The 23407-nt window shown below is 38.5% G+C and carries 18 protein-coding genes; 11 read left to right on the top strand and 7 right to left on the bottom strand.

The annotated features are described in order from the left end of the window. Nucleotides 1-5: 5 nt before the first annotated feature. On the bottom strand, nucleotides 6-2234 hold the full coding sequence (locus ACRRSQ_RS14845) for an ABC transporter permease subunit (RefSeq protein WP_440876542.1): 2229 nt from the start codon (nucleotides 2232-2234) through the stop codon (nucleotides 6-8). Nucleotides 2235-2325: 91 nt separating this feature from the next. After that, nucleotides 2326-3771: a coniferyl aldehyde dehydrogenase gene (locus ACRRSQ_RS14840; protein WP_440876541.1), complete on the bottom strand. Its 1446-nt coding sequence runs from the start codon at nucleotides 3769-3771 to the stop codon at nucleotides 2326-2328. A 266-nt stretch (nucleotides 3772-4037) separates the two neighbouring features. Here ACRRSQ_RS14840 and ACRRSQ_RS14835 point away from each other — a divergent pair, with 266 nt between their 5' ends. From ACRRSQ_RS14835 to ACRRSQ_RS14795, 9 genes are all read left to right on the top strand, one after another. Next, complete coding sequence (locus ACRRSQ_RS14835; RefSeq protein ID WP_440876540.1) at nucleotides 4038-4478, top strand: CBS domain-containing protein; 441 nt, start codon at nucleotides 4038-4040, stop codon at nucleotides 4476-4478. Nucleotides 4479-4633: 155 nt separating this feature from the next. Further along, entirely contained in the window at nucleotides 4634-5857 is a 1224-nt protein-coding gene (locus tag ACRRSQ_RS14830; RefSeq protein WP_440876539.1) for a hypothetical protein, read from the top strand. Then, a complete protein-coding gene (locus ACRRSQ_RS14825) occupies nucleotides 5854-6288 on the top strand; it encodes a hypothetical protein (protein WP_440876538.1) in 435 nt (144 codons plus the stop codon). The genes ACRRSQ_RS14830 and ACRRSQ_RS14825 overlap by 4 nt, the downstream gene beginning before the upstream one ends. Further along, nucleotides 6281-7885, top strand: coding sequence for a diguanylate cyclase domain-containing protein (locus ACRRSQ_RS14820; protein WP_440876537.1), 1605 nt, complete (start codon nucleotides 6281-6283; stop codon nucleotides 7883-7885). The genes ACRRSQ_RS14825 and ACRRSQ_RS14820 overlap by 8 nt, the downstream gene beginning before the upstream one ends. A 151-nt stretch (nucleotides 7886-8036) precedes the next feature. Continuing rightward, nucleotides 8037-9716: an energy-dependent translational throttle protein EttA gene (gene ettA / locus ACRRSQ_RS14815; protein WP_440876536.1), complete on the top strand. Its 1680-nt coding sequence runs from the start codon at nucleotides 8037-8039 to the stop codon at nucleotides 9714-9716. 142 nt (nucleotides 9717-9858) lie between these two features. Continuing rightward, the gene (locus tag ACRRSQ_RS14810) at nucleotides 9859-10221 is read left to right on the top strand and encodes a PilZ domain-containing protein (RefSeq protein WP_440876535.1); all 363 of its coding nucleotides are present in this window, start codon (nucleotides 9859-9861) and stop codon (nucleotides 10219-10221) included. A gap of 54 nt (nucleotides 10222-10275) precedes the next feature. Beyond that, entirely contained in the window at nucleotides 10276-10776 is a 501-nt protein-coding gene (locus ACRRSQ_RS14805) for a glycine cleavage system protein R (RefSeq protein ID WP_440876534.1), read from the top strand. 88 nt (nucleotides 10777-10864) lie between these two features. Further along, entirely contained in the window at nucleotides 10865-12973 is a 2109-nt protein-coding gene (gene ppk1 / locus ACRRSQ_RS14800; protein WP_440876533.1) for a polyphosphate kinase 1, read from the top strand. Between the two features lie 16 nt (nucleotides 12974-12989). Next, nucleotides 12990-14534: a Ppx/GppA phosphatase family protein gene (locus ACRRSQ_RS14795; RefSeq protein WP_440876532.1), complete on the top strand. Its 1545-nt coding sequence runs from the start codon at nucleotides 12990-12992 to the stop codon at nucleotides 14532-14534. 241 nt (nucleotides 14535-14775) lie between these two features. Here ACRRSQ_RS14795 and ACRRSQ_RS14790 read toward each other — a convergent pair whose 3' ends face one another. The 4 genes from ACRRSQ_RS14790 to ACRRSQ_RS14775 all read right to left on the bottom strand — a co-directional run bounded on the left by ACRRSQ_RS14790 (nucleotide 14776) and on the right by ACRRSQ_RS14775 (nucleotide 19208). Further along, nucleotides 14776-15717 carry a PstS family phosphate ABC transporter substrate-binding protein gene (locus tag ACRRSQ_RS14790; RefSeq protein WP_440876656.1) on the bottom strand — a complete coding sequence of 314 codons (942 nt, stop codon included), beginning with the start codon at nucleotides 15715-15717 and terminating at the stop codon, nucleotides 14776-14778. Between the two features lie 162 nt (nucleotides 15718-15879). Then, entirely contained in the window at nucleotides 15880-17187 is a 1308-nt protein-coding gene (gene phoR, locus ACRRSQ_RS14785; RefSeq protein WP_440876531.1) for a phosphate regulon sensor histidine kinase PhoR, read from the bottom strand. A 108-nt stretch (nucleotides 17188-17295) separates the two neighbouring features. Next, nucleotides 17296-17988, bottom strand: coding sequence for a phosphate regulon transcriptional regulator PhoB (gene phoB / locus ACRRSQ_RS14780; RefSeq protein ID WP_440876530.1), 693 nt, complete (start codon nucleotides 17986-17988; stop codon nucleotides 17296-17298). A gap of 230 nt (nucleotides 17989-18218) precedes the next feature. Continuing rightward, complete coding sequence (locus tag ACRRSQ_RS14775) at nucleotides 18219-19208, bottom strand: porin (RefSeq protein WP_440876529.1); 990 nt, start codon at nucleotides 19206-19208, stop codon at nucleotides 18219-18221. A gap of 353 nt (nucleotides 19209-19561) precedes the next feature. Here ACRRSQ_RS14775 and ACRRSQ_RS14770 point away from each other — a divergent pair, with 353 nt between their 5' ends. Both ACRRSQ_RS14770 and rdgC read left to right on the top strand, forming a co-directional pair. After that, complete coding sequence (locus ACRRSQ_RS14770) at nucleotides 19562-21319, top strand: ATP-binding protein (protein ID WP_440876528.1); 1758 nt, start codon at nucleotides 19562-19564, stop codon at nucleotides 21317-21319. A 145-nt stretch (nucleotides 21320-21464) separates the two neighbouring features. Then, complete coding sequence (rdgC, locus tag ACRRSQ_RS14765; protein WP_440876527.1) at nucleotides 21465-22388, top strand: recombination-associated protein RdgC; 924 nt, start codon at nucleotides 21465-21467, stop codon at nucleotides 22386-22388. A gap of 118 nt (nucleotides 22389-22506) precedes the next feature. Here rdgC and ACRRSQ_RS14760 read toward each other — a convergent pair whose 3' ends face one another. Further along, nucleotides 22507-23349, bottom strand: coding sequence for an HDOD domain-containing protein (locus ACRRSQ_RS14760; RefSeq protein ID WP_440876526.1), 843 nt, complete (start codon nucleotides 23347-23349; stop codon nucleotides 22507-22509). Nucleotides 23350-23407 lie beyond the last annotated feature (58 nt).

The raw sequence follows: 23407 nt of genomic DNA, 5'->3' as shown, positions 1-23407 counted from the left end.
GCCAATTACAACGAACTGTATTTTTCGCGCAAACGTTGGCGAACAAATTCAGCTAAAGTATTAAAAACAAATGTGAAAACAAACAATACGAATGCTGCTAAGAACAGAATACGATAATGAGAACTACCCACTTCTGACTCTGGCATTTCAACGGCGATATTCGCTGCTAAGGTACGCATTCCTTGGAAGATACTCCAATCCAGAATTGGCGTATTACCGGTAGCCATAAGTACAATCATGGTTTCACCAACAGCGCGACCTAAGCCCATCATAATGGCCGAGAAAATCCCCGGACTTGCCGTTAACAAAACAACTTTAATCAGTGTTTGCCAAGGTGTCGCACCTAAAGCAAGTGAACCACTGGTTAAATGTTTAGGCACACTGAAAATTGCATCTTCTGCCATCGAGAAAATAGTTGGAATAACAGCAAAGCCCATCGCAATACCGACCACTAATGCGTTACGTTGGTCGAATGAAATACCTAAATCGTTAGTAATGAATTGACGCATATCGCCGCCAAAGAAATACACTTCTAACACTGGTGATAACGCAAACGCACAATAAGCGGCTAGCATAAGCACTGGCAGTAAAATAATAGGCGCTAGCGTTTCAGGTATTTTGTTTTTCAAATTTTGCGACAAGTTGTGCCACAAAAACGCCGTAATGAGTGTTGATACCGGTAAAAATATCAGCAGCAAGACCATGGCAGGTAAATAGTTTTCAATAATTGGCGCTAACCATAAACCGGCTAAGAAACCTAAAATAACCGTTGGCAAGGCTTCCATTAATTCGATTGTCGGCTTAACTTTTTTACGTAGACCTGGGGTCATGAAGTAAGCGGTATAAATTGCCGCTGTAATTGCAATCGGCACAGCAAATAGCATTGCATATAATGCAGCTTTTATCGTACCAAATGAAATTGGTACTAATGAGAATTTCGCTTCAAAGTCATCAGAGCCTGATGTTGATTGCCAAATGTAGTCTGGTTCAGGGTAACCTTCGTACCAAACTTCTTGCCATAACGCGTTCCATGTCACTTCAGGGTGTTCATTTTCAACCGCAAACATTTGCAGCTCTTGACCTTGCACGATCACTAAACCATTGGCTCGTGGCGTAATACCAAAGGCATGTGGAAGCTTTGATGAAATTTCGCCGCGCCACAAGTCTGCGTCACTGGTGGTGTAGAACACGCCCATTTCACCTGACGGTGTTAATGTGAAAAAGCTCTTACGAAATTGTTCGGTATGAATTTCAACAACGGCTTCTGAGTCACTAACTTCAAAGTCGCGCACTTGTTTAAATAAACGCCCCTGTTCAGTTGAAACTTCAAACCACTGAGAAACTTTACCGCGTGAATCACCAAACAATAATGAGCTACCACCAGAAAGCAGCGACATGCTAGATATTTGATAATTGTTATTTGGTACCACGTCGATTTCACTGCGTTTAGTGACCGAGTATTCATCGTCTAACTCGAACACAGACACAATGTCATTAACACGAACAAAGGCAAGTGTTAAATCTGGGCTAATAAGAATATCGTCGACGTGTTGTTCATTGAAGTCAATTTCTTGATAAATGGCTTCAAATTCTGGGTCATAATTAAAGTCGTCTTCTGCAACTAGCGTGGTTTTAATTAAGCGCTTGTCTTGAGTAAAACCAACAAATACCGCAGTTTCTTCGTTCATGGCAAAAGCTAACTGAGTTAACCTAGCGCCTTGCTCGTCGACTTCAATACTGTCTTCACCAAGCGGGTAATTTAAGCTTGGCGCGATATCACGTTGGTCACCGATATAACTGGCAGTGAACTTGCTTTCAAAAACAAAGACGTGATCTTCAGCATTGGTAAGCACTGTTTGACCGGTATCAGCTTCAAGCAGTAACTCAACATTAGCAGAGTTGCTAACAGGGTAAGATGAAATCTTAGCGCCAACTTCTCTAAAGTCACTTTGTTTTGCTTGATAAAAGTTTAATTGACCTTGCTTATCAAGGGTGTAAGCAACTTCGGATAGTTCATCACTACCTGCAGTAAGTACTTCTGCATTGCTTGCTAATTGTAGTTGAGTCACAGGTTCAACCGTAGCTGACTCAAAAATAGGTTTAATTACATAAAGTAAATACAGAAAAATAAGGATCAGTGTAAACAATACACTAACGCCACCCAGGGTAATTAACCACTGAGCGAGTTTATTTTTAAACTGTCGTTTATTTACGTCAAAAGACAAAAGTGCCACTTCACTACCTTAATTACGTGCAAATTTTTCAACGCGGCGATTATAAGACAGTAATGTGACACTTTTGTGACAGTAGCAGTAACGAGAGATTTTATCTCATAAAAAAGGTGTAAATAAGTTTATGCACTAACTTGCCATAAGGCGGAAATGCCATTGATGAACTACTAAATTTACCTTTTTCTAACACAGATTTAGCTTTTGATAAGGTTAAGAAGCCTTCATGACCATGATAGTGACCCATACCTGACGCGCCAACACCACCAAACGGCATATCATCTTGCCCTACTTGCAAAGTTGCCTCATTGATACACATGCCGCCGGCGTGGGTATGTTCAACAAACCGCTTTTGTAAAGCTTTATTGTGGCTACATAAATATAACGCTAGCGGACGTGGTCTTTCATTAATGTAGGTAATCGCGTCATCGATTGAGTCATAACCAACAATTGGCAAGATAGGGCCAAAAATTTCTTCTTGCATAATGGTCATATCTTCATTGACATCGCTAACGATAGTTAACGGTAATTTTCGCTGCGCAAGACATTTATCTATATTGTCATTGGTTGCACTGACAATCGTTGCCCCTTTATCTTTGGCATCCGCAAGCCATGTTTGTAAACGCTCAAACTGGGCATCGTTAATAATGCTGCCATAATCTTTATTATCAGCAATACTTGGGTACATTTTTTTGAATTGTTCCGCACAGGCTTGCACGAGCTCATTAATGCGAGCTTTTGGACACATGATATAGTCTGGCGCGACACATGTTTGGCCAGCATTAAGTGTTTTACCTAAAATAAAGCGTGATACCGCATCATTTATTTCTATTTCATCATCGATAACCGTGGGTGATTTACCACCAAGCTCTAGCGTTACTGGCGTTAAATGCTCTGATGCTGCTGCCATCACCATTTTTCCAACCCGAGTAGAGCCGGTAAACAATAAGTGATCAAAGGCTTGTTTTGAAAAGTGCGCTGCAACCGTTGGCCCACCATCAATGAGGGCGACTTTTTCTTGTTCAAACACACTGGCAAGCAACTCGCGTAATACTTTATTGGTATGTGGGGTAAACTCAGACATCTTGATCATAGTTCGGTTACCTGCCGCTAATGCGGTAGTAAGCGGGCCAAGTGCCAAAAAGATAGGATAGTTCCACGGCGTAATAACACCAACAACCCCTAACGGTTGGTAAACTACATAGGCTTTTGCCGGTTGAAACATTGGGCCGACATGACGCTTAGACGGTTTCATCCATTTTTTGACTTTTTTTATCGCATAATTAATGCCCATAACCGTTGGTAAAATATCAGCAATAGTCGAGTCATCTTCTGAGCGACAACCAAAATCTTGTGAAAGCGCTTCTATAAGTGGTTGCTTAAATTTTAATATGGCAGACTTTAGTTGCTTTAAATCTGCCACTCGAGATTCGTAAGAAGGAAAACGGTCTTGATTAAATGCCACGCGCTGCGCTGCAAGTAAATTATCTATATCTTGAATTTGTTGCTGGTCTTGCTCTGGGGTATATAAATTGTCGGCCATTTTTTATCCTTTCACTACTATTTTACACATTGTTGTCTTGACGATTACGACTTGTTTAGTTTTTATATAAATCAGGTTTATACTTTACTATAAGCGCTATTAATATTGTTGTTATACAATTGCAAAGCGGTGCAGTAATCCACTAAAATATAGTTGATTTTTGCCTTACATATCTCCCTATGAAAACATATTTTAGGGCAATTGACGACAACTTTTAAACAAGCGTTTAAATCCACCATTTGATTTAAGTATATAAAGGTCTATCTATGAGTGTTAACAAATTGATGTCTAAAGAATTACTGACATTAGACTTAGATGAAGAACTTGAACAAGCTAAACAAATATTTGATACCAACTCAATTCACCACATTTTAATCACCGAAGAAAACAAATTAGTTGGCTTAGTGACCGACCGAGATGTTTATCAACATTTAAGCCCTGCTATCGGTACGCGTAAAGAAACCCATAGCGATACACTGCTTTTGCAAAAGAAATTAAACTTAATTATGGAAAAGGATCTCATCACTGCACATGATGATATTTCCCTTAACGAAGCTGTTGTACTATTTTACGATCACAACCTATCTTGTTTGCCGATAGTTAACCAACATTCACACCCTGTTGGCATTATTACCTGGCGCGATATTATTAAAGTGGTTGCCTTGCAATATCGAAAAAAACTACAAGCCAGCGACATGCCTAGTTAACCACTTTTCGTTTTTAAAAACACAATGAAAACAGCACATTCCTTTAAGAGATTATTTCACTTAACATATTGTTAGCTTTATTGTTTATCCACCTTGAGAAATCTGTACATTTATCCTACTGTTAAATGAAACATGTCTATTACTCAAGTGATTCAATGTTTAAAAATATATTGCCTTTTATTACGCTAACCTTGGCCTGCATGCCAGCAGTTGCTCAAACTCATTTAGAGTGGAGTAGTTTTGGCACACTAGGCATAACGGTTTCAGACTCTGAGCGCTACGGTTACCGAAAAGATATCAGTGTCGATGAAGGCGTTTACTCTGGCGATATTGACTGGAAAAATAATTCCTTGCTTGGCATTCAATTTGAAGCGTCGATAGCTGACAATTTTGATTTTGTCAGTCAGGCTGTACTGCGAGACATGGCAGATCCAAGTTTAGATAAATATTTCACCTTAGCATTTATTCGTTATACCCCCTCAGCCAATTGGACAATACGCGTAGGCAGAACCTCACCCGACATTTTTTTAATCACAGAATATCGTGATATTAATATTGCCTATAGTTGGGCTTCTGTCCCTAATGAAATTTACGGCCTTATCCCCTATCGACATATTGACGGCGCAGATATTACTTACACCACACGCATCGCAGGTAGTACTTTTAGCAGCAAGTTTTTTACGGGGGTAAGTGAGGCTGATATAACTTACACAGACACCCCTGAGTTGGTTAAAGTTGAAGATGTTTATGGTGTGTCGTTAACACTTGATCATACCGACTGGATCTTACAAGCTAAGTATACGCAGACTAAATTTCCTAATGAAACTGAATCTAATCAATATATTATTGATCAAATAAAAAGCTTACCTGACTACATTTGGCCAAACCCAGAACAATTTATTGAAGACATGTCAGTAAAAGGAAAAAAAATAACCTACAGTTCAATCAATGGTCAAGCTTACCTAAATAATTTTATTTTTACGTCTGAGTTTGCGCAAATATCATCCGATACAATAACCTTAAGCAAACTACGAAATGCCTATGTTAGTGCAGCCTACCAACATAATAAGTACACCTTCTATAGTATTTTAGCTCAAACCAATTCTGACAATTTCCATTTTAACCAAACCAATGTAAACCAAGCGTTAATACCTGAATTAGTTTACGGAATTGAAGGCGCACTAAACTATTATTCTTCAAACCAACATACATTTTCGTTGGGTATGCGTTGGGATTTAAATGCCAAAGTAGCGGCTTATTTACAATGGAACAACACGTTGATCGACGAACAGGGTGATACTTTATGGCTAAATAACTCAAACCAAAGCCCTAGTGAACGCGTGAACACTTATATGTTTAATGTGAGTTTCGCTCTATGAACAAACTTTTACTCATATTTATCATTCTTATGTCACCAGAGGTTTGGGCACTGGCGCAATCAGAAGATCCGATTGTAATCGTCGTTAATGCAAACAACCCAACTAAGTTAATGAACCGCTCTGAAGTGATTGATATTTTTATGGGGAAATATGTCGCTTTTCCTAACGGGGAAAAAGCTGTTGCCATCGATTTAGACAGTGAGCAAGAAACCAAACGACGCTTTTATCAATTATTAGTCGGTCGCTCATTGCCAAGTATCAATGCTTATTGGTCTAGAATTCGCTTTAGCGGCAGAATGAGAGCATCTTTACAACAAGCCAATGAAGCAAGTGTTATCAGCTCGATTGAAGAAAACGTTACTGCCATAGGTTACATTCCCAAATCTATGTTAAATAAAAACTTAAAAATTGTTTACGAATTGCATGAATAAACATGGTTTAGTTACACGGCTAGCATTTTTAATAACGGTTGCAGCAGCGGTTGTAGGCTTTTTATCAACTCAAATATTTCACCGCATTACTTATCATCATGAATTAGCGATCAGCAAACAAGAAATCGAACAACTTCATACCACCATTAGCGCGACCACCTCTATTGCCAGTTATTTAGAAGACGAAGAGTTATTAAATGAGGCCGTTAATGGCTTAGTTTCAAATAATGTTGTTGAAAGTGTCAGTATTACCACGACCAATCTATCAATTAAGTCTAACAAATTTACACCTAGTCAAGACGCGGTTACCTTTCAATTGTTTTCCCCATTTGAAGCCGACAGAGAAGTGGGCACTTTAATCATCACCCCTAATATCAATTATATTCAAAACCGTGCCGCACAAATCAGTACTGACAATAGCATCGCCATTGCTGTTCAAGCAGCCATCGTCACTTTAGTGCTTATTGTTGTCGCCATTACCGTAATCACTAACCCAATTATTAAAATAGCTAAACAACTGCACAATATTACGCCCGGTACACCGGCAAGGCTCGACTACCCTAATCGACACGACAACAGTGAGCTAGGTGAATTAGTTACCGATATTAATTATGTATTAACTAAAGCAGAAGTGCATATCATCGAAGAGCGAAATTTACGTAGTGAAATTGAAAGACTAAGTAAGCATTTTCAAATGTTATTTGAAAATTCAACGTCCCCTATTGTTCTGATGGAACCTAAAGGTAAGCTCTTGTTATATAACAGTGCCTTTAGCAAGTTACTTCAACACTTAAAGCTGCCAATGCAAGACAGTTTTGGACCTTATTTAACGCAATTATTTGAAGAAACAGAAGCCTTGAATATTTTGGTTAAAATTGCCTTTGACAGCAACGAAACCGCTTCTGGCGAATTTAAATTAATTAATAGCAAACTCGATAAACCCGACATTTGGGTACAAGCGATCATTAGTACCAATATTTCAGAAGATAACAATGAATATCATCAAGTTACGTTACATGATATTTCCAAAAGAAAGTTACAATTAGAAGATCTTGGCTTTAAAGCCAATACCGATCAATTAACGCAGCTCTTAAATCGACGAGGTACTGAGCAAACCTTAAATAAATTTATCGCCAACCATACTCCCTTTGCACTAATTTTACTCGACTTAAACAAATTCAAACCAATCAACGATATATATGGCCATGACGCGGGTGATGAAATTCTGATCCACGTTGCCCAGCAATTAATAAAAGCGCTTCGTCGACGTGATTTGCTATCTCGCTGGGGTGGTGATGAATTTATTATTATTTTACCAAACTTAAAACAAAAAGAAGTGCTTGATGTCGTAGAAAAAATACATGGTGCCATTGCAACGCCTTACCAATTAGCACAAGTGAATAAAAGTGTTGCTGTTGGCGCATCAATGGGATGTGCTTTCTACCCTCAAGATGAGCAATCACTAGCGGGATTAATTAGCGTTGCCGACAAAGCTATGTATCACGCCAAAGCGCGACATGAGTCAGATGAACATGGTTATTTTTGCTTATATAGTGATTACCTGCAACAAACATCAGCATCAGATAATACCAAGTAACTAACTAATTTCATCCTTATTAACATTACCAATACCTATACTATTTTCATTAATAAACTTTTTCTGATAAAGCGTACCGAGTTATTTGCTTAATCACTGATGAATCAACTAAAATAACCGCCATAAATTCTACCAAGCAAAAGGTTTCCCCATGGCTCAGCCGTTACCAGATAAATTCATCATGTCGATGAACCGAGTGAGCAAAGTTGTTCCTCCTAAGCGTACTATTTTAAAAGATATTTCTTTATCATTTTTCCCAGGCGCCAAAATTGGCGTATTAGGTTTAAATGGTTCAGGTAAATCAACACTTTTACGTATTATGGCCGGTGTTGATAAAGACTTTGAAGGCGAGGCAACCGCCCTTGCTGGAACAAAAATTGGTTACTTACCACAAGAGCCAGAACTGGATGACACTAAAACCGTACGTGAAGTTGTTGAAGATGCGGTTTCTGAGGTTAAAAACGCTCTCGCGCGTTTAGATGAAGTTTATAATGAATATGCTGCTGAAGGCGCTGACTTTGACGCACTCGCTAAAGAGCAAGGTCAATTAGAAGACATCATTAATAGCCAAGACGGCCACAACATCGATAACGTTTTAGAACGCGCTGCCGATGCCCTAAGATTACCACCTTGGGAGCAAAAAATTGCCGTACTTAGTGGTGGTGAACGTCGCCGCGTTGCACTGTGTCATTTATTACTGCAAAAGCCAGATATGCTATTGCTTGACGAACCTACCAACCACTTAGATGCAGAATCTGTTGCTTGGTTAGAACGTTTCTTACATGACTACTCTGGTACTGTGGTTGCCATTACCCATGATAGATATTTCTTAGATAACGTTGCTGGTTGGATACTTGAGCTTGACCGTGGTCACGGTATTCCATGGGAAGGTAACTACTCTTCTTGGTTAGAGCAAAAAGACGCGCGTTTAGAGCAAGAAAACCGAAGCGAAAATGCCCTACAAAAAACCATCAAGCAAGAGCTTGAGTGGGTGCGTTCAAATCCGAAAGCGCGTCAATCTAAAAACAAAGCCCGTATGGCACGTTTTGAAGAATTGAATAACCAAGAACACCAAAAACGTAACGAAACCAACGAGCTTTATATTCCACCTGGACCACGTTTGGGTGACAAAGTATTAGATGTCACCAACTTAACGAAGTCGTTTGATGGTCGTGTATTAATTGACGACTTAAGCTTTAGCATTCCTAAAGGCGCTATTGTCGGTATTATTGGTGCTAACGGCGCGGGTAAATCAACCTTATTTAAAATTTTATCAGGCGCAGAGCAAGCCGATTCAGGTGACGCGGTATTAGGTGAAACCGTTAAGCTTGCCAGCGTTGACCAATTCCGCGACGATATGGATGAAAACAATACCGTTTACCAAGAAATATCTGGCGGATTAGATATTATCGAAATCGGTAATTACCAAATTCAAAGCCGTGCTTACTGTAGCCGTTTTAATTTTAAAGGTAACGACCAACAAAAATTCATTAAGGATTTATCAGGTGGTGAACGAAATCGTGTACATCTAGCTAAGCTTGTGCAAACTGGCGGTAACTTATTACTACTTGATGAACCAACCAACGATCTTGATGTTGAAACATTACGTGCCTTAGAAGAAGCCATCTTAGAATTCCCAGGTTGTGCGATGGTAATTTCTCATGACCGTTGGTTCTTAGACCGTATTGCGACCCATATCATTGACTACCGCGATGAAGGCCAAGTTAACTTTTTCGAAGGTAACTTTACTGAATACGACGAATGGTTGAAGAAAACGTTAGGCGCTGCGGCAATGGAACCACATCGCATTAAATACAAACGTATTAGCTAATTAGAGCGTATTGACCTTTGTTGATACTTTCAGCAATGAGTTATTTTTTATCAAAAAAGGCACCTTAATCTACTGTTTAAGGTGCCTTTTTTTTAAAACAAGTCTATGCTAAGAGTATGTAACAACTAGATGATGATAACTAATGGAAAACAGACGGCAATTTACCCGCATATTATTTTCGATTGAAGCGAATGTGGAAATTGAAGAAAGAAAATATCCGGTATCAATTCTCGACATCTCGTTAAATGGAGCGTTAATCAATACTCCTGAAAGTGAACTACCATTAATTAACAAACTGGGCGTATTAAGTTTTAACTTAAACGACCAAGAAGAAGTTGTTATGCATATCGCTGTTGTTCATCAAGAAAACGGCGAAACAGGGTTACGTTGCAATGCCATCGACATTGACAGCATTACCTCTTTAAGACGTTTAGTTGAACTTAATTTAGGCGACGAAAGTCAGCTCAATAAAGAGCTATCTCAATTGACTGGAGCTTCTGCCTAATACCCCTCAAATAAAATTCCCTATGATATTCATTTAATAATTTAAGGACGCATTATGAACAACCTTGTGATCTCTTTTGTTAGCCCAGACCGCCCAGGCTTAGTAGACACATTGTCAAACATCGTTAAAAAACACCAAGGCAACTGGCAAGCAAGTAGCCTGCATCATTTATCCAATACTTTTGCCGGTGTTATAGAAATTTCAGTTAGCGAAGAAAATACCAGCGCAATAGTCAATGAAATTAAACAAATCGAAAACCTTGAAGCGGTTAGCACCATAACCCAAGCATCAGCAGAAAAGTTACAGCCAAGTATTGTTCTAGAATTAACCGCCAACGACCGCGCTGGCATTATTCAAGAAATATCGTCAACAGTACATCAACAAGGTGGTAACTTATTAAAGCTAGTCACTAAACAAGAAAGCGCAGCTCACAGTGGGCAAGAGCTATTTAAAGCAAAAGCCACTATTACCGTTTCAGGCGATCAAGCAACAGATAATTTAATTGATGCCTTAGAAAACCTAGCAGACGATTTAATGGTCGATATTTCACGATGACATAAAAACGTCATAATACTTTGAGACAATGTCTGGTTATAACTTACTGATATCAATAATTTAAACTGATGTAGTTGGAAATTCCCCCATGACAGATTTGCCCCAATATTTTGATAAAGAACTCAGTTGGCTTTCATTTAATGAACGCGTTTTACAAGAGGCTGCCGATGCGTCGGTGCCGATTGTAGAACGCATTAAATTTCTCGGTATTTACTCTGCAAATTTAAATGAATTTTTTCGAGTGCGTGTCGCTAGTATTCGTCGAGAAGTACTGGTCGAGCGTGCTAAAGAGTCTAACCAAAACGATAAAGAGTTACTGCTCGCCGACATCAATAAAAAGGTAAATCACTTAAGTACCCGATTTAAAGCAATTGCCGATGATATTTTTGAACAATTACATCGTCACCATATTCATGTTATTTTCAACAGCACACCTGACTCGAGTTTCACTAACAACTTAACAAACGAACACCTTAAATGGCTTAAAGCCTACTTCGACAATCGTATTATTCGTCATATTGCCCCGATTATTATTACCGCCGATACCAACTTTTCAGATGTGATTGACGATGAGTCGATATACTTTTTAGCCGCTTTAAAGCACAACGAAAATATTCAATATGCGTTAGTTGAAATACCCACGACCGAAGAAAAACGTTTCATTGTTTTACCAAACAAAGGCAGTAAAAAAGAAAAGTACATCGTGATGCTTGATGATGTGGTGCACTTTTTCATCAATGATATATTTACCCACTTATTCCAATACGACACTATTGAGGCCTTTTCAATAAAGCTGACCCGTGATTCGGAATACAACCTGACAGACGAGCTTGATAAAAGCTTACTTGATAAAATGTCGAAAGGGCTAAAGCAGCGACTAAAAGCTGATGTGGTGCGTTTAGTGCACGACAAAAACATGCCCGATTACATGTTAAAGTTCATTAAAAAGTCGTTAAAAATTAAGGCCTCAGAAAAACTCGAAGCGGGGGTTAAATACCGTAACTTTAAAGATTTCACCCAATTTCCAAACCTGGGTCGTAAGCAGCTTGAAAACCCAACAATTAAAGCGCTCGACTCAACAGCATTTTTAGAGCACTCATCGGTATTTAAGTCGATTAGCCAACAAGATATTTTATTGTATTACCCGTATTACAAGTTTCGCCATTTTACTGAGTTTATTCGCCAAGCGTCGTACGACCCAAAAGTGATTGATATTAAAATTAATATTTATCGCGTCGCCAAAGACTCCCGTATCATTAATTCACTGATTGAGGCGGTTAAAAACGGTAAAAAAGTCACCGTGGTCGTTGAACTACGGGCAAGGTTTGACGAGCAGGCCAATATTGAGTGGGCTAAAAAAATGAAAGATGCTGGCATTCACGTAGATTTTGGCATCGACACCTTAAAGATCCATTCAAAACTTTGTGTCATCACCCGTATCGAGCAAGAGAAAAAAGTGCAATATGCCCATATCGGCACCGGTAATTTTCATGAAAATAATGCCCGCATCTACACCGATTTTGCCTTATTTACCAAGCACAAAGAAATATGCCAAGAAGTTGAACAGGTATTTTCGTTTATTTCTCATAGTTATAAACGGTTTCGCTTCAATCATTTAATTGTTTCTCCGCTGACCTCTCGCCGACGTCTTTACCAGTTAATCGATAACGAAATCGCTTTTGCTGAGCAAGGGCTCAAAGCCGAAATTACCATAAAGGTAAACAACTTAGTCGATAAAGGTTTAGTCAATAAACTCTATGCAGCCAATAACGCAGGAGTGAAAATTCGCTTAATTGTGCGAGGTATGTGCGCGCTAGTGCCAGGTGTTAAAGGGCAAAGTGAAAACATTAAAGCCATTTCGATTATCGATCAGTTTTTAGAACATCCACGCGTTATGGTTTTTGAAAACAATAAAAATAAGCTAGTATTTATCAGCTCAGCCGATTGGATGGAACGAAATTTAGATCACCGTGTTGAAGTCGCCTGCCCGGTTTATGATGAAACCTTGCAAAAACGAATTATTCACACCCTTGATCTACACTTTAAAGATACCACTAAGGCAAGAGTGATCAATCAAAGTCAAAACAATCGCTATGTTGCTCGCGGCAACCGCAAAAAAATTCGCTCGCAACTTGCCATTTTTGATTATTTAAGCCAAGAAGAACAAAGCAATGAGGACTTATTAGCTAACGACTAATAATTGAAACCAATATATGAGTGAACAAAATCCGCAGACCAGTGCGACACCTGAGAATGTTGATACTAGCCCAGAAAAATTTTTGGCGGCGCTCGATATAGGTTCCAACAGTTTTCATTATGTCTATGCCCGTTTAAGCAATGATAACTTACAAGTTTTACATACCGAGAAGTATCAGGTAAAACTGGCTAGCGGTCTTGATGATAACCACATGTTAAGTGACGAGGCGATTAGTCGCGGCGTAGCAACGTTAGAAAATTTACTGTCAAGCACCGAAAACTTAACCGCTGAAAATTTTCGCGTTGTCGCAACCTATACCCTTAGAAAAGCCAAAAATGCTAAACGCTTTTTACAGGCGGCAAAGAAAGTTTTTCCATTTGATATTGAAGTAATTTCGGGCCATGAAGAAGCCCGTTTGATTTATCAAGGGGTGGCTCACAACAGTGAGTCGAGTTTACGACAGCTGATCATCGATATTGGTGGTGGCAGTACTGAATGTGTTATTGGTGAAGGCTTTGATGTAAAAGCCCTCGCCAGTTTAAATATCGGTTGTGTTAGTTGCCAAAAGGCATATTTTCCAGACGAAAACATTAGCTCAAAACACTTTAAAAAAGCCATTAACGAAGCAAAATACAAAATTGAGCCACTGGTTAAACGTTTTCAAAAAAAGGGCTGGCAAGCGGCTATTGGCACCTCAGGTACCATCAAAGCAATTTATAATATTCTAAATTATGACGAAGCAATCAAAAAGCCGATCACGCTTAAGCAATTACAAAAGCTTAAAAGCGAGTTAATCAAGGCGCAAACAACAGCCAATATCAAACTAGCTGGTTTAAAAGAAAACCGACGCGAGCTTATTTGCTCTGGTGTTGCCATATTAATCGCGCTGTTTGAGATGCTTGGTATCAGCGAGCTTGATTTTTGCTCGCAGGCCCTACGTGAAGGTGTACTCTATCAACAGCTTGATAAGATCCGTTGTGACGATATTAAGCAGCGCACAATTGGCAGCTTAGGCACAAGGTTTACCATCGACCAAGTACAAGCCGATAATGTCAGTCAGCTAGCAACCACCTTTTTTGAAGATATCACCAAAAAATTCAACTTCACCGACAGTATTTATCAAGAATTATTGCAATGGTCTGCGCAAATTCACGAAATAGGCACCGATATTAATACCGGTGGTTATCAAAAACACGGTGAATATATTTTAAATAATGCCCATTTGTCGGGTTTTAACCAAGAGCAGCAGCAAGCACTTGCTTGGCTAGTTGGCAATCAACGGAAAAAGATTTCTGACATTGAAGCACTTGAGTGGTACATGCTAGATCCACAATCCTTGTTAGCGATCTGCATTATTTTACGCTTATCAGTTTTACTTAATCAGCAACGCCATTTAAATGAATTGCCGCCCTTTAACCTCGCCTATAAAAAGAAAACCCTTTACTTACATTGCGAACAAAGCTGGTTGTTAGAACGTCCGTTAGTTGATACGGAATTATTTCATGAGCAGCAGTATTTAGAAAAAGTCGGCATTACCTTAGCGATTGAAGCCCATAGTTAAGCCGTAAGCGGAAAAGTTAAAAGCTGCAAGATTAAGCAGAAAGCCGTTAGCGGAAAATTAAAAGCGACAAGATTTAAGCGGTAAGCGGAAGAAAGTTAAAAGCTGCAAGAATTTAGCGATAAGAATTAACTATTAAGTTCTAAACGACATGTCATTAGTTATTTATTTCCCCCCCCCCAAAAAAAAAAGCAAAAAAAATGCCTGAACAAGCCAGGCATTTCTATCAATTTTTTTGCTTAGCTTATAAAGATAAACCTAGCTTTTTGAATTCTTTAGCAACAACTGATGCAGGAAGAGGAATGTAGCCGTCTTTTTCAACAATCTTTTGACCTTGCTTTGATAAAACTGATTTTAAGAACTCAGCATCCATCGGCGCTAATGGCTTGCTTGGATGTTTATTAACGTAAATATATAGATAACGAGAAAGTGGGTACTTACCAGCTACTGCATTTTCCATGTTCGCTTCAATGTAGTTGTCGTCTTTCTTAGACAATGGCAACGCACGAACACCTGATGTTTGGTAACCAATACCTGAGTAACCAATACCGTTTAATGACGCAGATACTGACTGAACAACTGATGCTGAACCTGGTTGCTCGTTTACTGTATTTTTAAAGTCACCTTTACATAGTGCTTTCTTTTTAAAGTAACCGTATGTGCCTGATACTGAGTTACGGCCGTAAAGCTGAACGTCTTTACCAGTCCAATCACCTGATAAACCTAAATCACCCCAACGGTCAACATCGCTCTTTGCACCACATTTGCGGTTATTTGAGAAAATCGCGTCAACTTGGTCAATACGTAAACCTTTAATTGGGTTATCTTTGTGAACAAATACTGCTAAGGCATCAATTGCAACACGAACAGCCGTTGGCTTGTAACCGTAACGCTTTTCAAATGCTTCAATTTCACGAGACTTCATTTTACGGCTCATAGGACCAATATTTGAAGTCGCTTCAGTTAATGCTGGTGGCGCAGTAGAAGAACCTGCCGCTTGAATTTGTACGTTAACATTTGGGTAAGTACGCTTAAATTCTTCAGCCCAAAAAGTCATCATGTTTGCTAAAGTGTCTGAACCTACTGACGATAAGTTGCCAGATACGCCACTCACTTTTTTATATTCTGGTAAATCACTATCAACAGCATGGCTTGCAAAGCTAAGTAAGCCTGTAAAGCCAATCATGGTTAAAGTACGCTTTAAACTCATTTCTTTCTCCAGTAAGAGTCATCTTTATTTAATTGTGATAACTATAAGAACTTAATATGACAATTATATTGAAGTAATATTACAGTTCTATGACAGAGCCTAAATCAGCAAAATCATAAGCTACTGTAATATATTGAATTAATTTTTCAGAGAGGAAATAACTTCGTTAGGAAAGTAAATAGAGAATTCGCTACCTTTGCCCCAATCACTTTTGATCACTAATTCGCCATGGTGATGACTGACCACATGTTTAACAATCGCTAAACCTAAACCAGAGCCACCAGTGTCACGCGAACGGGATTTATCAACTCGGTAAAATCGTTCGGTTAACCGTGCCACATCAACGGCTTTAATGCCAGGGCCATTGTCCGTAACAGAAAACTTTGCGCGCTCACCATCATATTGCCACGACACGTGAATTTTGCCATTTTCCGGAGTATAGCCAATCGCATTCGACAGTAAATTAGAACAGGCACTTTTTAGCTCAGTATCGCTGCCAAGCATGGCGATATCAGGAGCAATATCAAACGTGATTTCGTGCTTTTTATCTACATTTAACCATTGAGAGTCTTCGATAAGCTGCCCCAACATTTCAGGCATATTAACGATATCGCTATTTTCAACATCAGAGTTAACTTCAACTTTCGATAACACTAACAGCTGCTCAACCAAGCGATCCATGCGTGATACTTGCCCTTCGATAGTTGAAAACGCCTTCAACCATTGTGGGCTAAAGTCGTTTTCAGCAAGCTGGATCATTTCCACATAACCACGTACAACGGTTAGCGGGGTTTTAAGTTCATGAGACACATTAGCAACAAAGTCGCGCCTCATTTCTTCCAAACGATGCACTTTAGAAATATCACGTGCCAAAAATAAAACTTGGTCGCTTCCGTAAGCCATCATTCTTAATTCTAGCTGTTTCTCTGCATCAAGCGGTGACGGCACATTACACGGTGATTCAAAATTTCCCGCTTCAAGGTATTTGGCAAATTCAGGAAAGCGAATTAGGTTATCAATGCGCTGACCAACATCACCAGGCCATTGAATACCAATGAGGTTTTGCGCTTTTTTATTGCCCCACAAAATAGTTAGGTCGTTCGACAATACTAATGCGGCATCAGGTAAGGCTTCGGCACCATCACGAAAACGACGAATACGTTCATTAAGCGCCTTTTGTTTGTTGCGGTGTTTACGAATAAGGTGATAAAGGCCGTCGTAAATTCGACCCCAACCACCTTCTGCCATAGGAGGAGACAATGACTTGCTATTCCACAGCCAAGTCACCAATTTATTTAAGTGTAAGTAATGCCAAATTAATAAAGAGACACTTACTAAGGTCATTGCTGCCCAAACATGACCAATGAGATAACCAACAAAGCTACTCACTGACAGCCAAAAAATTAATCGTGTAATAAGTTGGCGAGCTGAAAAATCAAATTGCATATAAGGTAAAGAACACTTGAACTTGCATCATTAAGTAATATTCAAACTAACATAATTAGCTGACCCTGGGTTGCAAAGTTATTTGGCAATTGACTATTAAACTTACAACTAGCTTACTTTACCAGAAAAACGATAACCTGCACCACGTACCGTTTGAATGAAGTTCTCATGCCCTTCACCGGTAATGGCTTTACGTAAACGTCGAATATGCACATCTACGGTACGATCTTCTACATAAACATTTGTACCCCAGACATTATCTAACAATTGTTCGCGAGAATAAACACGTTCAGGGTGCGACATGAAAAAATGTAATAATCTAAACTCGGTTGGCCCCAGATCTAAACTACGATCAGAAATCGCAACTCGGTGAGCGACAGGGTCTAGCACCATGCCGTGATATTCAATTGGCTCTTCGAGCGATGTTGGCGAAACACGGCGAATAACCGCTTTAATTCTGGCAATTAATTCTTTTGGTGAAAAAGGCTTAGTTACGTAATCATCAACACCCGCTTCAAATCCCTGCACTTTATCGTCTTCATCAGTGCGAGCTGTTAACATGATGATCGGGATTTCACGTGTATATTCATTACGCTTTAACGCTTTCGCCAATTTAATACCCGTGCCACCAGGTAGCATGTAATCAAGTAAAATTAAATCTGGGTAAGGTTCGTGAATTTTTGCCAAAGCGGCATCATAATCTTCTGCTTCAGTAGGATTAAAACCGTTATTGTCCAATACAAAAGAAATCATCTCTCGAATTGGGGCTTCATCTTCTACCACTAAAATTTGTCTACTCATACCTAAGTCCAAAAAAGATTATAATAAATGTCTGAATTAACGTCATTGTGCTAAATATTTGTGACAATTTTATGACAGGGATAAAACTAATTATAATCAATAACGCCAAGGATTGATCAACGAGAGGCTAATAAACCAAGAAAAACAGGGAAAAATGCAAAAGCACTAACAAAAAAGGCCAGTAAACCTAATTACTGACCTTAATCTATTTAAGAGACTATAGTGTTATTTTAGAACTTCTGTTCCATACCAATCGCAAAGTAATCACCTTCAGTGGCAATCGAGTTAACTGTCATGTCAGAGTCAACATACGAAAGGCCTTCGCGGTCGGTATACCAAGCATATACTTTAGTTGATTTACCTAACTTATAGTCGGCGCCAAGGCTAACTGCATTAGAACCAGCAAACTCTTGAAACTGTGCTTTAGCTTGAACTTTATCAAATTTATACGCTACGTTTACCGCGTAACCATTTTCTGACTTACCACTTCTTTCAAGTTCAGTATCAACTAACATCCCACCAAGACGTAATTTTCCGAAGTTGTACATACCAGTAATACGGGTATTGTTTAACTGAACACCTTTAATACCGCTGCTAGAACCTTTGTTTACCGCCATTTTGTTATCGTAGGCTACTGATAAAAAGTAATCCGTTTTTTTCAGGTTTAAGTCACCATATGTTAACGCAACAGAAAGTGAATCATCTGAGTCTGAATCTTCAGTTAAAATGTAAGTTGCTAAAAACTGAACATTTGAGTACACAGGAGATTTATATGAAATGGTATCGCTTAGTCTGTTTTCACCAACAAACAAGTGCTTGATATCGCCTTCGTAATCGTTAAATAAATCAAACTTACCTTGAGCTACTTTAAAGGTAGTATCTGAACGACCAACCGTTAGTTCACCAAAATCACCTTGAACACCAACCCATTGGTTACGTGCTTTTAATGTTTCGCTAGAGTCGCCGTCGATATTAACTTCAAACTCTAACTTGTAAATGGCAGTTAACCCATGAGCTAATTCATACTTTCCTTTCACACCAACACGAGAAGCGTTACTTTTTAATTCTTTCTCTTTAAAGTCACCTTCATCTGTTGCTTGAACAGAAATATTAACCTTACCGTAAAAATCTACTAATTCAGCATCTTTATCTGCAGCAAATGCAGGTAATGTGAATAATGAACACATAGCTATTGATAGAGCGTTTTTTACAAATTTCATGTTGTTATACCTTAATTGATAAATACTATTTTTTTGTTCAAAGTTTCAATGCCGGCAATAATATTAACGTTTTATTACAGATTAATGACACAAATTAAAAAAGACGAATAAATTCCCATCTTATTTGGAAATATACAGTCTTCGCTTTACAAATAAGTTACACATTTATTAAGTTTTTAATACGCGAGGCACTGAGTTTTTCTTTTATTTTTATTGGTTTGCTACTTATATATAGCTGCATTTTTATGCTAAACGTTATTTTTTATACAAAAAAGCAAATATTTCTAAAAAAAACTTTTATCAGGCCATAAAATGTCTAAAATCAAATAAAGTACTAAAAAAACGACACTTGCATGAAAGTAACCAGCATATCTAGAAAGCTACTAACTCGCGTTTTGTCTTTCTATTTTATTTTGACCTTTATCGTTACCTGCGTGCAGATTGGTGCGGAGTACTTCAATACCAAAAGCCATATTATTAGTGAGCTATTAACATTAGAAAAAACCTTCAGTGGCAGTTTAACGAGAGCGGTATGGGAACTTAATACTCAACAAGCGCTAGATATTGCTGACGGCTTAGTCGCTATTCCAATGATCAAAGGCATTACGGTAAGTGATGAAAACGATCAAATTATCGCTCAATTAGGTGAAATTGGTGACACAGGTAGCTATATATACGAGTCTACTGACGATGCTCAAGTGAATGCCCTCAACATTAATTCAACCGACCAAGGGTTATTTGGGCATACTTTCCCGTTAATATTTGAATTTTCAGGGCGCACAACACGTGTTGGCACTGTCACGTTATTATCAAGCAATCAGGTTATATTTAACCGCATCGAAGTGGGTATTTATTTTTTGATCGGCAACGCTATGGTAAAAACGGCCGCATTGATCTTTTTGTTTTCGCTCGCGTTTAACCAATTATTGACCAATCCCCTCAATCAGCTTACCCAACAAATTAATCAGTTTGATCTTGACGATCCTGAAGCATCAAAACTGCATTCTATTGGTTACGAACGCAATGAGCTTAACGTACTTAAGAACTCCTACAATAATTTGATTGATGAACTGGTACTGTATAAAGAGCGCTTTGCTCTCGCCCAACAAGAAACCATTGCCGCCAATGATAAGCTCGACGAGCATAACTTAATGCTAGAGCAAGAGGTTGCTAAAAAAACCTCTTCATTAAGCACGACCATGTTAAAAATGGAAACTCAGCAACGTGAGCTTATTGCTCAACAAACGCAATTAAAAGAAGAAAACAAGCGTCGCAGTAAAACAGAACAAACTTTAAAAGAAACCAACCAAAATCTTAAAAGTTCGATTCACGAGCTTAATAAAGCACAAGACAGGCTAATTGAAGCTGAGAAAATGGCATCACTCGGTATGTTATCGGCTGAGGTTTCACACGAAATAAATACACCGATTGGTGTCAGTATAACTTCAACGACGTATTTATCAGACTTACTAAACGAACTTAAAGATAATATTGAGCAACAAAGATTATCAAAACGTGCACTGGAAGATTTCACTAACAATGCTAGCCATAGTATTGAATTATTGGTCAATAACTTAAATCGCGCTTCTGAATTAATTTCCAGTTATAAACAAGTTGCCGTTGACCAAACCAATGACAAAATTCGAAAAATAAACATCAAACAATATTTAAGTGAAATTATTCAATCACTGCACCCAAAATTAAAAAAGACCAATCATATTGTTACCGTTGACTGCTCAAATGATGTTGAAATTTATTGCCACGCTGGTGCTATCGCGCAAATTATTACCAACCTGATCATCAATTCAATTTTTCATGGTTTTGAAGGTATCAACCAAGGTGAAATTGTCATTAAAGTACAAGAAAAAGATAACAACTTATTGATACGTTATCACGACAATGGCATTGGTGTTTCTCCCGAGGGCTTAGAGCAGTTCTTCGACCCTTTCTATACCACTAAAGCTGGCCAAGGCGGCACAGGCTTAGGCACTCATATTATTCAAAACTTAGTTCAAGATACCCTTAACGGTAGTATCAATGTAGAGAGCGAATTAGGTAAGGGCTTAAGTTACGATATTGAATTTCCAGACATGCAACAAGCTAGCTTTTAGCTAAACGCAGTTACACCTCAAGCAGAGAAAAACACAACTCCTCTTATAAATAGATGTACCTAAGGTTCTTAATTACGTTAATATTGCCCTCTTACATTATTTGCAATACAGCCCCAAATTTTTAGGGTCAATAGGATATTTCTTTATGTGGTTTAAAAACCTTTATTTTTTCGCCTTTACTCGCCCTTTTGAATGGTCTGAACAAGATTTAGAAAAACACTTAAGTGAACACTTATTTACGCCTTGTGGGTCAACTGAGCAGTCGCATTTTGGTTGGGTCAATGCACTTGGTAAGCACGGTAATACCTGTGTTCATGGGGTTAACGGCAATTATTTATTGTGTGCACGCAAAGAAGAAAAAATCTTACCTGCGCCTGTTATCAAAGAACAGTTAGAAGAAAAAATTGCTAAATTAGAAGAAGAGCAAAGCCGAAACGCCACCAAGAAAGAAAAAGAGCAATTTAAAGAAGATATTATTTTTGAGTTATTGCCACGTGCTTTTTCTCGTATTTCTGATACCCATGCTTACATCAATCCTGAGCACAATATTGTTGTTATCAATACCAGCAGTCGCGGCAAAGCTGAAGACTTTTTGGCATTATTAAGAAAAGTATTAGGTACTTTACCAGTAACAAGTTTATCGCCTGAGCAAGCTCCAGACGAATTAATGACAGACTGGTTAACAGAAAACAACTTAGGTGAAAATTTTCAGTTAGGAATGGAAGCTGAATTTAACGCTCTTGGCGACGATGGCGCGGTAGTACGTGTTAAAAATCAAGACTTGGGCAGTGATGAAATTAAAGCGCACTTAGATGCAGACAAGTATGTAGTAAAACTTGCATTAGAGTGGGATGAAGCAATGTCGTTTATTTTATGCGATGACTTAGCCATTAAACGTTTAAAATTTTATGACGTATTGCATGAACAAAATGATGATATTGATAAAGACGATATTGTTGCGCGAATTGACGCAGATTTCGCCTTAATGGCGGGTGAGTTAAACCGCTTTATTGGCGATTTATTAGCTGAGTTTTCATTAAAGGCTACCGACTGCCTAGAAAAAGAGTAATCTAGCGATTTTTGCTTAAGTTAAGCCTTATTACCATATCAAGTCGGGTATATAAGGCTTAACTGTTAAAGAGCTAATGATTAAAGAGTTAACGCTTAAACGACCAAAGCAAGCTCATTTAAGAGAACATCGTTTTAATATCGGTTACCAAGTCTAAAAATTCAGGTGTTTGCATATAATTTTCATCTGGCAGTATTTCTTTAGCCACATAATTTTTCAATAACACTTCTTTAGTTGACGCATTTTTGAAAATATCATGATAAATGGCACCGGCACGAATAAAGTCTAGATAGTGCACTTCTTTTGGTAGCACGGTTAAGTCACTCCAGTTTTCAACTACAGCGGTAAACTCCTCAGAAAAGCCCCATTTTTTAGTTACCTCAGCGCCAATTTTACTCGACAGCTTAATAATAGCTTGTTGCAAGAAGGTTGGATTAGCAAATACATCAGCATGCTTTTCCGCTTCGGTTAATATCGGCAACACCCCAATGTTATGCACCAATGCTGCTAACGTTAAGACATCTAATGTCATTGAAGTATGTTTATGTTTTTGTACATATAAGGTCATCAATGCGATGGCAACTGATGAAATATCTATGGTTTTTGCCCACGATTTTTTCAAGTAACTGGCAACAATTTCATTCTCAGAAACAAAGACTTGCTCTAATGCCATCGCGGTTGCAATGCTTTTAATTTGCCTTAGGCCGATACGTGTAACGGCTTGGTTTACCGTCTCAACTTTAACACTTCGCCCTAACACTGCACTATTGGCCACTTTTAACATGCCTAATGACAGTGCGGGATCTTGAGCAATAATATCGCTCATTTTATTCAAGTTAACTTCCGGATCATCAGCTGCTTGACGAACCTTAAGTGCTACTTCAGGTAACGTTGGTAAAACTAAAGCATCTTGATTGATTTTCTCAACTAAAATTGTATACAGCGCGTTTTCAGTGCCCATAAATAGTATCCTTATTATTCTTAATGCTACTATTAAAAACTTAGCACAAAATTTTCAA

The sequence above is a fragment of the Thalassotalea sp. PLHSN55 genome (assembly GCF_052030545.1).
Taxonomy (GTDB): Bacteria; Pseudomonadota; Gammaproteobacteria; order Enterobacterales; family Alteromonadaceae; genus CANMXU01.
The sequence above is the reverse complement of the archived record's forward strand: the minus strand, read 5'-3'. Positions and strand labels throughout refer to the sequence as shown.

Coding starts and splice junctions, on each gene's coding strand:
- rdgC (WP_440876527.1), top strand. CDS start 21,465: ATGTGGTTTAAAAACCTTTATTTTTTCGCCTTTACTCGCCCTTTTGAA.
- phoR (WP_440876531.1), bottom strand. CDS start 17,187: ATGCAATTTGATTTTTCAGCTCGCCAACTTATTACACGATTAATTTTT.
- ACRRSQ_RS14830 (WP_440876539.1), top strand. CDS start 4,634: ATGTTTAAAAATATATTGCCTTTTATTACGCTAACCTTGGCCTGCATG.
- ACRRSQ_RS14810 (WP_440876535.1), top strand. CDS start 9,859: ATGGAAAACAGACGGCAATTTACCCGCATATTATTTTCGATTGAAGCG.
- ACRRSQ_RS14775 (WP_440876529.1), bottom strand. CDS start 19,208: ATGAAATTTGTAAAAAACGCTCTATCAATAGCTATGTGTTCATTATTC.
- ppk1 (WP_440876533.1), top strand. CDS start 10,865: ATGACAGATTTGCCCCAATATTTTGATAAAGAACTCAGTTGGCTTTCA.
- ACRRSQ_RS14835 (WP_440876540.1), top strand. CDS start 4,038: ATGAGTGTTAACAAATTGATGTCTAAAGAATTACTGACATTAGACTTA.
- ACRRSQ_RS14770 (WP_440876528.1), top strand. CDS start 19,562: ATGAAAGTAACCAGCATATCTAGAAAGCTACTAACTCGCGTTTTGTCT.
- ACRRSQ_RS14825 (WP_440876538.1), top strand. CDS start 5,854: ATGAACAAACTTTTACTCATATTTATCATTCTTATGTCACCAGAGGTT.
- ACRRSQ_RS14805 (WP_440876534.1), top strand. CDS start 10,276: ATGAACAACCTTGTGATCTCTTTTGTTAGCCCAGACCGCCCAGGCTTA.
- ACRRSQ_RS14840 (WP_440876541.1), bottom strand. CDS start 3,771: ATGGCCGACAATTTATATACCCCAGAGCAAGACCAGCAACAAATTCAA.
- ACRRSQ_RS14790 (WP_440876656.1), bottom strand. CDS start 15,717: ATGATTGGCTTTACAGGCTTACTTAGCTTTGCAAGCCATGCTGTTGAT.
- ettA (WP_440876536.1), top strand. CDS start 8,037: ATGGCTCAGCCGTTACCAGATAAATTCATCATGTCGATGAACCGAGTG.
- phoB (WP_440876530.1), bottom strand. CDS start 17,988: ATGAGTAGACAAATTTTAGTGGTAGAAGATGAAGCCCCAATTCGAGAG.
- ACRRSQ_RS14760 (WP_440876526.1), bottom strand. CDS start 23,349: ATGGGCACTGAAAACGCGCTGTATACAATTTTAGTTGAGAAAATCAAT.
- ACRRSQ_RS14820 (WP_440876537.1), top strand. CDS start 6,281: ATGAATAAACATGGTTTAGTTACACGGCTAGCATTTTTAATAACGGTT.
- ACRRSQ_RS14795 (WP_440876532.1), top strand. CDS start 12,990: ATGAGTGAACAAAATCCGCAGACCAGTGCGACACCTGAGAATGTTGAT.